The organism is Caulobacter hibisci (assembly GCF_016135805.1).
GTDB lineage: Bacteria > Pseudomonadota > Alphaproteobacteria > Caulobacterales > Caulobacteraceae > Caulobacter > Caulobacter hibisci.
This window is the reverse complement of record NZ_JADWOX010000034.1, coordinates 16,384-27,267: the sequence shown is the minus strand read 5'-3', so window position 1 is coordinate 27,267 and position 10,884 is coordinate 16,384. Positions and strand designations below refer to the sequence as shown.

The 10,884-nt window shown below is 62.8% G+C and carries 10 protein-coding genes; 8 read left to right on the top strand and 2 right to left on the bottom strand.

Annotated features, from left to right (window positions below):
* Positions 1-1,105, top strand: a 1,105-nt coding sequence (locus I4Q42_RS25420; RefSeq protein WP_198578903.1) for an Ig-like domain-containing protein, incomplete at its 5' end; no start/stop codon positions are given.
* A gap of 138 nt (positions 1,106-1,243) precedes the next feature.
* Here the strand turns inward: I4Q42_RS25420 and I4Q42_RS25415 are convergent.
* Positions 1,244-1,972 carry a hypothetical protein gene (locus I4Q42_RS25415; protein WP_198578902.1) on the bottom strand — a complete coding sequence of 243 codons (729 nt, stop codon included), beginning with the start codon at positions 1,970-1,972 and terminating at the stop codon, positions 1,244-1,246.
* A gap of 848 nt (positions 1,973-2,820) precedes the next feature.
* Between I4Q42_RS25415 and I4Q42_RS25410 the strand changes: the two genes are divergently transcribed.
* From I4Q42_RS25410 to I4Q42_RS25400, 3 genes are all read left to right on the top strand, one after another.
* Entirely contained in the window at positions 2,821-3,048 is a 228-nt protein-coding gene (locus I4Q42_RS25410) for a hypothetical protein (RefSeq protein WP_198578901.1), read from the top strand.
* Between the two features lie 159 nt (positions 3,049-3,207).
* Positions 3,208-4,338: a glycosyltransferase family 4 protein gene (locus I4Q42_RS25405; protein WP_198578900.1), complete on the top strand. Its 1,131-nt coding sequence runs from the start codon at positions 3,208-3,210 to the stop codon at positions 4,336-4,338.
* A 66-nt stretch (positions 4,339-4,404) separates the two neighbouring features.
* The gene (locus I4Q42_RS25400; protein WP_232793440.1) at positions 4,405-5,544 is read left to right on the top strand and encodes a glycosyltransferase family 4 protein; all 1,140 of its coding nucleotides are present in this window, start codon (positions 4,405-4,407) and stop codon (positions 5,542-5,544) included.
* A gap of 24 nt (positions 5,545-5,568) precedes the next feature.
* Here the strand turns inward: I4Q42_RS25400 and I4Q42_RS25395 are convergent, their stop codons facing one another.
* Positions 5,569-6,528, bottom strand: coding sequence for a phosphoribosyltransferase family protein (locus tag I4Q42_RS25395; RefSeq protein ID WP_198578898.1), 960 nt, complete (start codon positions 6,526-6,528; stop codon positions 5,569-5,571).
* A 374-nt stretch (positions 6,529-6,902) separates the two neighbouring features.
* On the opposite strand from I4Q42_RS25395, the gene I4Q42_RS25390 reads away from it, so the two are divergent.
* From I4Q42_RS25390 to I4Q42_RS25375, 4 genes are all read left to right on the top strand, one after another.
* Entirely contained in the window at positions 6,903-7,886 is a 984-nt protein-coding gene (locus I4Q42_RS25390) for a glycosyltransferase family 2 protein (RefSeq protein ID WP_198578897.1), read from the top strand.
* Positions 7,883-8,803 carry a glycosyltransferase family 2 protein gene (locus I4Q42_RS25385; RefSeq protein WP_198578896.1) on the top strand — a complete coding sequence of 307 codons (921 nt, stop codon included), beginning with the start codon at positions 7,883-7,885 and terminating at the stop codon, positions 8,801-8,803. The genes I4Q42_RS25390 and I4Q42_RS25385 overlap by 4 nt, the downstream gene beginning before the upstream one ends.
* An 82-nt stretch (positions 8,804-8,885) precedes the next feature.
* The gene (locus tag I4Q42_RS25380) at positions 8,886-10,328 is read left to right on the top strand and encodes a GMC oxidoreductase (RefSeq protein WP_198578895.1); all 1,443 of its coding nucleotides are present in this window, start codon (positions 8,886-8,888) and stop codon (positions 10,326-10,328) included.
* A 10-nt stretch (positions 10,329-10,338) separates the two neighbouring features.
* Complete coding sequence (locus I4Q42_RS25375; protein WP_198578894.1) at positions 10,339-10,761, top strand: hypothetical protein; 423 nt, start codon at positions 10,339-10,341, stop codon at positions 10,759-10,761.
* The last annotated feature ends 123 nt before the right edge of the window (positions 10,762-10,884 follow it).

The window sequence follows — 10,884 nt, the reverse complement described above, 5'->3', positions numbered from 1 at the left end:
TGCGGGCTACACCGGCTCCGACAGCTTCACCTACACCGTCAGCGACGGCAAGACGACCAGCAGCTCGACGGTCACCCTGACGGTCCAGGCGCCGCCGAACAACGCCCCGGAACTGAAGGCCTCCTCGGCCACGGTCACCTCGGGCGCTTCTGTCAGCGGCTCCGTGCTGGCCACGGCGGTCGACGCCGACGGCGACGCCCTGACGGCGAGCCTGAAAGCCGGCCCGGCGCACGGCACCGTCACGGTGGCCGCCGACGGTTCGTACAAGTACGTGGCCGCCGCGGGCTATGCCGGCTCCGACAGCTTCACCTACACCGTCAGCGACGGCAAGACGACCAGCAGCTCGACCGTCACCCTGACGGTCGAAGGCCTGGCCAAGGCGCCGGGGGTGCTGGACGGCGCGCACGTGGTCAACGGCTCGGCCTCGACCAACAGCACCTACACCGCCACGGCCGAACAGGACGTGTTCTACTTCGACCTGGCCGCCAAGTCGGGTTCCGACAAGGTCGTCGGTTTCGGCCACGGCGATCTCCTGGTCACCAGCGGCAAGATCTACGACGGCAATAACGACGGGATCATCGCGCTGAGCGGCGGCAAGGTGGCGATCGACGCGCCCAAGGGGACCGATACGGTCACCCTGACTGGCGTGGCGAACCTGCGACTGCTGGGTTCGGACGAGGATGGCAACTTCGTGTACGCCGACGCGTCCGTCCGTCCCAAGAGCGCACTGGAAGGCACGCTCGGGGCTGACGTCCTGAAGGGCGATGCGGCCGACGCCAAGAGCCAGGTGTTCTTCTTCGACAACGACCTGGGCCTGGATCTGGGTTCTGACAAGGTGACCAGCTTCGGCGCCAGGGACGTCATTGTCACCACCTCGGCGCTCAAGGTCGATGGTTCCGGCCATGTCGTGGTCGGCGCCAACGGCTCGATCAGCCTGGCCGGCAGCGACCATGCCTGGGACCAGGGTGATCTGACGGTGACCAACGCCAAGGGCGCCCTGGTGGGCGATCTGGAGTTCGACGGGGTCGTGACGCGCGACGGTGTCTCGTATTTTGTCTACAGCATGGATGATTCGGCGGCCGGAACGGGCGCCGTGCTGTTCTAAACGTCCAGGCGGGCTTTGCTCGCAACTGCTCGCCTCGCTTTTCTTGAGGCCTGAAACGAAGAAGGGGTGGCCCGGCTGGGCCACCCCTTCGACGTGTTTCGACCTTGCGGATCCGACGTGTCGTCGGATGTCGCGATCTTAGACTTCCAGGCCGTAGTAGTAGTAGGTCACGCCGTTCACCTCGGCGATGTCCAGCAGGGCCAGGTGATTGGTGCCAACGATGTCGATCTGGCCGCCGTGGGTCGGGCCGACGTCGCCCTTGATGCCGTTGGTTTCACCCGACAGGTCGAGGACTTCGTTCTTGCCGTAGGTGATCAGCGCGCCAGCGTCGGTGCCGTTGTGCAGCTTGGTGGTGGTCACGATCCGGTCGTCAGCGCCGAAGTTGGTGATAGTGTCACCACCCAGGTTCAGGCCGAGTGCGGTGTCGTAGAAGTACTTCTTGGCGCCGGTGCCGGCGTCGAAGGTGTCGTTATTGACGGTGCCTTCGGTGAAGCCCTTCAGGCGAACGCTCGCGTCGGCGTACACGAAGTACCCTTCCTTCGAGCCGAGGTATCGCAGCTGCTTGCTTTCCATGCCTTGCAGCGTGATCTGGTCGGCGCCGGCGTTCTTGGCGGTCGTCCGCGAGATGTCGAGGATGCCGTTCGGGCCGAAGTCGATGATGCCGTCGCCGTTGCCGTCGAAGATCTTCTGATAGTTCAGAACGCTGTCGTTCTTGCCGAAGCCTTCGAGCTGGTCATCGCCCGAACCGCCGGTGAACGAGAAAGCGGTGGCGCCGCCAGTGTTGGCGATCGGATCGTTCGTGCCATTGCCGCTGACGGAAACCGTGTCAGCGGTGGTGATCAGCTTGGAGTTGTCGCCCAGAGCCATGGTGTACCCCTAAAAAATGATTGCGTTTGCGTGATGGAAAACAGGCGACTGCATGGCCAAGGAGAGCCCCCTCTAGATGCAAGTGCCAAGATTACTGGAACCTTCGAGACATTACTGTCGCGTTCATAACTCGTCAACCATTGTATTTTGAGCGTCACGTATTTTCACCCCGATCCGGTGACAGCGCGCGCCTGGGCCGTTTGGCGTGCGACATTGATGTGTGTGATTAATGGGCAGCTACCTCATAGTGAAAAATTCACCGTTTAAGTGTGAAAATTTTCACATAATCCATCTGTAGACCACATCTTTCTGTATAGAAAATGTGGTGCACTTTATATAAAAGGTTTAACAATCGATATCGATCAAATGTGCGATCAAGTTTGCTGAATTGATCTATTGTATATAAATATAATACTGAAGTTGTGTGGAATTTTTACTTGAATGGTGGAGTTTGTTGGCTGAGGATGAATTTTCTTTTTTTCCTTCCGGCGGGGGGGAGTTCCCGTCAGACGCGAAATATTCGATCGGTCGTTGTGGCTTCCCTGCGGCGCCCTTTAAAAATATTCATGCTGAAGGAACCTCATAAGGCGGACGAATTGTCCGTGTATGAGAATTCACAAGTAGGCATTATCCATGTTTACTAACTAAGTTACTCCGCTCTTACGGTGTCGCTGCTGGTATTAAGCGAGGCCGTTCGAAGGATTCGGCAGTCCGGACCGCGCAGTCGCCCCCAGTTAAGCGCTCGGAAGGCTCCGCTTCTTTATGTCCACACATTTGAAACCACGTCTGTTCACGGCTTCAAAACAGGGCTGCGCCTATGGTCGAGGCAGCAAGATTTGGAGTGAACGATGTTCAGCACGGAATATAAGCTGTCGGCCCAGCGCGCCGTTTCCGTCGCCTATTCACCGGTCTATTCGACGGCGCGTCCTGACGCTGCGGACGCCTTTGAAGGCTTCTACGGTAAAGCTTCAAACTGTGACTGGGGTCTCGGTCGGAAACTCGTGATCGTGGTCAGCATCGCCGTGGCGTCCTGGGCCGGCGTCTTCGCGGGCGCCAGCTTCCTTCTGGGTCTCTGAAGCCGGCGCGGCTGGCCGTCGCCTAAGCAAGCAGCGCCCGCACTACGTTTTCGGTTAGTTGGGGTATGGCCGGCGCGGTCGCGATTTATTTCCCGAACGACAAGACACGCTCGCGGTTCGATGTGATAGAGGCGGATATCGACCGCGCGGACCTCTGCCATGGTCTATCAGCGTCGTCGCTTCGAGAGACGAGAAATGCGAATCTGCGTTACGGGATTACGCGGCCTGCCGGGGGTGATGGGAGGCGTCGAGTCGCATTGTGAGGAGCTCCTTCCCCGGATCCTCGCGCTCTACCCCAAGCTCGCGATCCGCCTCGTCGGGCGCAAGCCCTACCTCCCCGAAGGCGTGGCCGAATTCAAAGGCGTGGAGGTGGTTTCTCTGCCCTCGCCGCGGCAGCAAAGTCTCGAAGCCATCGTCTCGACCTTTCTAGCGGTCCTTCATGCCAGGCGTTATGGTTGGAGGCTCATCCATATCCACGCCATCGGCCCAGGCCTCCTGGCGCCGCTTGCCCGTATGGTCGGCCTTCGCGTCGTGCTCACTCACCACGGGCGAGACTACGACCGAGCGAAGTGGAATCCCTTCGCTCGCGCGATGCTGCGCCTCGGCGAATGGGCCGGGGTGGCGTTCGCGCATCGGGTCATCGCTGTCTCGCCTTCGTTGGCCGAGGCCTTGAAGCAGCAGTTTCCGGCGGCCAGGGGCAAGATCAGCTACGTCCCCAACGGGGCGCCGGCGCTGGCCGACTCTCAGGAAGGGTTGCCCGAGGTGCTGTCGCGCCTGGGCGTCGACGAGCGGCCCTACGTGCTGGCGGTTGGCCGGCTCGTGCCCGAGAAGGGCTTCGACTACCTGGTTCGCGCTTTCCTGGACAGCGGCACCGACCGTCAGCTGCTGATCGCCGGAGCGGCGGATCACGAGACGGACTATTCGCGCAAGCTTCTGGCCACCGCTGGCGAGCGCGTGCGCTTTCTGGGGCGGCAGCCGCGTAGCGTGCTCCGCAAGCTTTACGAAGGCGCTGACCTCTTCGTGCTGCCCTCATTCCATGAGGGCTTGCCGATCGTGGCGCTTGAGGCCGCGAGCTGCGGCGCGCCCATGCTTTTGAGCGACATCGGCGCCAACCGCGACATCGGCCTCGCCGAAGGCAACTACTTCCCTGTGGGCGACGAGGCGGCGCTTTCGGCCGCTCTTGCACGTCCCAGGCCTGAATTCGCCATAGACGGTCCAGCCATTCGCAGCCGGTTCGACTGGGATGTCGTCGCCCGCGAAACCCTCGAAATCTATCGCCTCGCCTACTGAGCCGCCAGTGTCGCAGCCGCTGTCGCGGCGCGTCGGCGAGAGCGCGGTGAGGACAGGAAGAACCTAATGGTCCGCTCGACAATCGTCTTCCCGTTTTCGGGTTACTACATCGGGGGCAGCCACGTGGCGACCTTCGAACTGGTTACTGGGTTGCAGCGCGACCAGCAGCGCCGCTGCGTGTTTCTGGTGGCCAAGGGCACGCCGATCGCCGATGAGGCCGAGCGGCTCGGCATTGAGGTGATCGACACCGGCGAACTGGACGCCAGCCACTGGACCATGCGCAGGCGCCGAAACCCATTTTTCGCGCTCAAGCGCCTGCCCGCTCGCCTTCGCTTGTTGCGACGCATCGGCTCGCCGTTCATCGTGCATTGCAACGACATCCTGGAAATGCAGTCCTTCGGGTTCGCGGCCAAGCTGCTTGGAGGCAAGGTCGTCTATCACCATCACGCCCTGAACCGCATGATCTTCCCCAACCGTCTGCTGGTGGGGGTCGCGGACGCCGTCATCGCGGTGTCCGAAATCTGCCTGCAGGCCGTCGCCTTCGTGGGCGCGGACAAGGCGCGCTACGTGCTCAACCCTATAGAAGTCGGCCTGGTTGATCGTGGGGCTGCAAGATCGCGGGTCTGCGCGGCTCTGGGGATAGATCCCAGTCGGGTGCTGGCGGGTTTTGTGGGCAACTTCTGGGAGCGCAAGCGGCCGTTGTTCTTCCTGGAGGCCGCGGCCGCCATGCTGGCCAAGCGGCCGGACTTGCATTTCATCCTGTTCGGCCGTCGCGCCGACTACGAAATCGAGGATCTGGAGGCGCGTGCGCAAGCCCTGGGGCTTGGCGAGCGGATCACCTTCGCCGGCTTTCTCATGCCGGCCGAGGATAACATCGCCGCGATCGACTTGCTCATGGCGCCCGCCGTCAACGAGCCCTTCGGCCGCACGCCGATCGAGGCGGGGCTTCTGGGAACGCCCTATGTCGCCACCGACGATGCGGGCCATGCCGAGATAGGTCGTCGCTGGGGTGGAGGACGCCTCGTTCCGCTGCAGGACGAGCCAGGCCAATTCGCCGAGACGGCGCTGGCCGTGCTGGCCGCGCCCGACGAGGTGCTGCTTGGTCCCTCCGCCCGCGCGGCGGTGGTCGAGGATTTCTCCATCCGCGCCCACGCCGCGGCCGTGGAGGCGGTCTATCGTCGACTGGAGGGCGCGCGCCAGGCCTGAGCCAGGCGCGCGCCAGCCGTTCCGTCAGGCCTTCACGGCTTTGACGAGCCGCCACTTGATCTTGGAGACCAGCTTTCGCAGCGGGCTGCGGTGGATGGCCCGCGCCGCCAAGCGCACGGGCGACAGGTTGCCGGGTTCGCACATGACCGGACCTTCCAGCGACAGCACCGGCTTGCCGCTGATGTTGGCGATGGTCTGGGCCTGGGCCAGTTCGCTTTCGATGAAGATCTCGGCTTTGCTTCGCTTGTAGTATTCGCCCTTGAAGCTGCCGTGGACGCCCGCTCGCCGCCGTTCCTCGGCGGTGGGCAGGTCCAGCATGATCAGTTCACCGTACTCGACGCCGTTGGCCTTCAGCCAGGCCTCAGTCTCGGGACGATACTTCTCCAGCCTGCTGGTCACCAGGCTGGCGATCTTCTTGGTCGGGATGGTGCGAGGGCGCGCTTGGGTCAGGAACCGGAGATAGCGTTCGCCGTCGTCGTTCTCCTCGTCGGTGGGGTCGTGACAGAGCACGCCGTCAATATCCACGCATGCTCGCGACAGGATCGCATGGTGCAGCGCGTTCCACTCGAAGACGCGCGGCTGCGGAACTGTGGCGAGGATCACGTCGGCTGGAGCCGGGTCTGCCTTGACGCCGTACGCGGCCAGAAAGGTGAATTTGATCCTGTCTGCGAGCGGGGCGAGCACCGCCCGCGCCTCGAGCATCGACCCGCCGGTGTCGATGCTGTCATCGACGACAAGCGCGTGTCGCACGTCCTCGAAGTCCACGTTCATCCGCTTGACGCGGCGGGTCTTGCCGGATCCCAGCAGGCGGCCATGGGCGAAACTATTCATTTCCGCCAGCGGAACGTTCAGCGCGAGCGCGATCATGGTGGCGGGAAGCATGCCGCTTCGCGCGACGCCCACCACTACATCGACGTCGCGCGGAATCTTGTGCAATCCGGAAAGGATGTCGGCGTGCAGGTCTGCGATTGAGCGAAAATGCATGTGTTCCTCAAGACCCGTTCGTCCGTCATCTCAGGCGGCGCCGCAAGGACGGGGGCTCTCGCCGCGCCTCCGTCGGTTGAACAGCCACACGGCGCTGACGAGGGCAAGTCTGTTCACAGCGATTTGCCACGAAACGCCAGCGACGGTTCGTTTAGTTCGCTAGATTTTCGACAACACCATGAAGATGAAGGCATTTCATTAGATTTTCATCTTACGGGCGCAGCTCCCCCTTTGCACTGTCATCTGGAAGGCTATAGATGACGCTGTCACAGGCCGTGCTGGGAAAAATTATGGCTGCCTTCGCATGCGGCCGCGCCTTTGCCAGCGCGCTTGACCTGCAACGGTCTTTCAGCCGCGCCAAGTTGTGAGAAAACGTGGAAATTAAGCGCCCGCTCGTCTCAGTCATCTCGATTTTCCACAATCGAGCTGCAGAAGTCGAAGTTTCCATAGAAAGCTTGCTGAGCCAAACCTACGAGCCGCTTGAGATCATCGTCGTCGACGACGGTTCGACTGATGACACGCTGGAGCGCCTCAAGCGCTTCGAAGATCCGCGGCTCACCATCGTTTCGCAGGCCAACAAGGGTTTCACCACCACGCTGAACGCGACGGTGAAGGCTTCGCGGGGCGAGTTCGTGGCCATCCACGGGTCGGGAGACATCTCCTATCCGCTGCGCATCGAGCGCCAGGCGGAGGTCTTGTCCTCCCATCCCGAGGTGATGGTGGCGGGTGTCTATGTCGACAACGAGGGCGGTCGTTCGCGTGTCTACGCCGACTTCGAGCCCCGGCCTCTGACATATTTGCAGACTTATCACTACAGCCCGATGACCCATGGCGAGGTGATGTTCAGGCGCAGCATGTTCGACCGTCTCGGCGGCTACCGTTCGTTCTTCAAGTTTGGTCAGGATCATGACCTTTGGTGTCGGATTGACCGGGCCGGCGGCGCCTTCTGGATCGTGCCTGAGTTGCTCTATGTAAGGCGGCGTTTCGCCGGCGTGGTGAACGCAGACCCGGCCAAGCTGATGCAGCAGGCCTTCTATGCCGACTTCGCCGAACAGTGCGCGTATGGCCGTGCGCCGGACGAGCCGGATCTGATCGACCGCTACGGCGCCGCCGCGCCGTTCTTCGCCAAGCGTTCCAAGAGGTTGGCGCAAAAGCTTTCCGGTCTAGGCGTAGAGGCGCTGGCGCGAGGCGAAGACGCGCCCGCCCGCCTCCTTATAGCGGCCGCTCGTGGTCAGGTGGTCAGTCCAAAGACATTGTTGCTGTCCTGGATCGCCGGGCTGTCGCTGGCCCATCCCGCGCTCTGGCGCGGTGTGGCGCCCGTGGTGCGCCCGCTGCTCGGCCGCGGGCGAAAGTCATGAGCATGATCGTCGCGCCCCGCACCCAATCGCTCACGGAAAAGACCGCCATGCAAGTCGCTGCCGTGATCCCCGTCCGAAACAGGCGGGATGTCCTGGTCCGCGCCATTCGCAGCATCCAGGCCCAGACGTCACCGGTGGCGGAGATCATCATCGTCGACGACGCTTCCACCGACGACACGCCGGACCGCGTGCTGGCCATGGCGGTGGAAGATCCGCGCATAAAGCTCCTTCGCCAGCCTGCTCGCGCCGGAGCCAGCGCTGCGCGCAATCGCGGCGTGAACGCTGCCGCTGCTGACTGGATCGCCTTTCTGGACTCGGACGACGAATGGTTCCCCGAGAAGATGGCGTTGCAGGCGGCCGCCTTGTCGGCGGCCCCGGACAGCGTGGCCAGCTTCACCGCCCAGCAGATCGTCTCCGACGACGGTCCTGCCGCCGTGTTCCGACCAGCCGCCGATATTTCGCTCCGCGACCTGCAACAGTTGAACGTACTGAGCACGACGTCGTCGGCCCTGGTTCGGCGCTCGTCCTTAATCGAGGTCAAGGGGTTCGACGAGTCCCTGCCGAGTTGCCAGGACTGGGACCTGTGGTTGCGCCTGCGAGCCTTGGGCCCGTTTGCGATCGTCCGTGAGCCGCTGGTCAGCTTCTACCAGTCGGGAACGGACCGGATCAGCCGGAACATGGAGGCTGTGCTCAAGGGGCACGAGGTGCTGTTCGCGCGGATCGAGAGCGAAGCTCAGGGCGGCCCGGTTTTCCGCCGGCGCCTGCGCGCCAAGCATCAGATGCGAATGTCGCAGATCTACCTGAAGGATATGGGGCAGCCGCGGACCGGTTTCGCCTATGCTTTGCGTTCGATGTCGCTCTGGCCGACGAAGACTGCTTTTCGGCTAGCCGTCCAAGCGCTCAAGGCCATAACCTAGGTGCTCGGGGGCGGCACTTAGGCGCGGGATCGCGCCTCCCGACGTGTCAGACGGTTAAGTTTCACTGAAATAGTGAAGGCAGATGCTCAAATCAGCAGATCCCTCGGCCGTTTCGGGCGAGCATTATGACCTCGTCATCGTCGGCACGGGGTTTGGCTCGTCCTTCTACCTGCACAAGGTGCTCGAGCAGCGTAGGGCGAAGCGCATCCTGGTCGTCGAGTGGGGGGACCACCATCCCCACGACTGGCAGATGGAGAACGAGCGCAACACCGCCATTCGTGACGAAGACACCTACAGCTCCAATTCCAAAAAGCCTTGGAACTATACGATCGGCTTCGGCGGCGGCACCAACTGCTGGTTCGCCCAGACTCCGCGCCTGCATCCAACGGATTTCAAGCTCAAGACGCTCTACGGCGTCGGCGCCGACTGGCCGATGACCTACGAGGACCTCGAGCCGTTCTATGGCCAGGCGGAAGACATCATGTCGATCGCCGGCGACCCGGACTCGGCGGTCATGTTCCCCCGGTCGACTCCCTATCCGCAACCGCCGCACCGGCCGTCCACGCCTGACCAAGTCATGAAGGCCGCCCAACCCGGGCAACACTTCATCATGCCGACGGCGCGCGCCAGGGTGCCGACGAAGACGCGCTCGGCCTGCTGCGCCAACCTGCGCTGCTATCTCTGCCCAGCGGACGCCAAGTTCACTGCGAACAATGGCCTGACCGGTCTCTACGAGGAGCCGTCGGTCACCCTGCTGCTGAGGACCCAGGCTGTTCGCTTCGAGGCAGACAACAGCGTCGTCCGCAAGCTGATCATGGACAGCGACGGCAGAACGCTGTCGGTCACCGCCGACCGGTTCGTGCTGGGCGCAAACGCAATCCAGAGCCCGGCCATCCTGCACCGGTCGGGCATGGCTGGTGGGCTGACCGGCGTGGGCCTCACCGAAGCCGTGGGCGTCCATGTCGAGGCCTTGCTTAAGGGCATGGACAATTTCGACGGCAGCACGATCACCACCGGCCTCAACTTCGGTCTTTATGACGGGGCGTTCCGGTCGGAATACAGCGGAGCGCTGATTTACTTCGACAATCGCTGGACCCACGGCCTGCGGCCCGAACCCGGACGCTGGCGCCAGAGCCTGCCATTGATGATCGTCTGCGAGGATCTGCCGCAGGCGGGCAACACCGTCACCGTCGATAACGAAGGGGGCGCGCGGGTGACTTTCGGGGGACCCCACGCCTATGCCCAGCGCGGCCTCGAGGAAGCGCAGAAGAAGTTGCCTGGATTGCTGGCCCCGCTGCCGGTCGAAAAAATCATCTACCGCTACGAACGTCCTACGGAATCGCACCTGCAGTGTACCCTGCGCATGGGCAGGACGGCCGAGGACTCGGTGATCGACGACAAGATGATCCATCACCGATGGCGAAACCTGACCGTCGTCGGCACCGCGGCTTTCTCGACGTGCTCGTGTGTGAACCCCAGCTTGACCGCCGCCGCGCTTTCGCTGCGCGCGGCCAGCCTGGCCTGAGGAGGCGCGGATGGCTCTTTCCCGTCGGTCGGTTCTGTTGGGCGCCGGCGTTTCCACGCTCGCTCTTGGCGGCGGCGCCTGGGCCTTCGTCACCTCGCACCGCGAGGAGGACCTCGTGCTGTCGGTGCTCCACCGGCTCGTCGGTCCTTTTGAGATGTCCCGTGAAAACCTCACGGCGCTGACCCAGGAGGTCAAGCTGCCGGCGCCGCTAAAGTCATCGGTGCTGGCCACCGTGGAGCAATTGGGCGGTGCCGGCGCCCTGAAGAAGGCGTCGAGCGGCGCGAACGAAAGCATCGTCGACATCGAACGCCGTGCTCTTACCGAATTCATCACGAAGACGGATTATCTACGGCGGGAGGCGCCCAGCGATCCCGTGCTGTATAAGGGCTTTCAATCCTGCACGAACCCCTACGCCAAGTTCGACTTCAGCTAGAGCGAGATTTCGCATACGAGGTGATCGTCCCGTTCATCACATCGTCATGCGCCCGAAGCATCCCAAGCGTGGTCGGATGCCGTTCGACACGTCGTCGCGCAGACGCCCTTCCGCAGGTCAGTG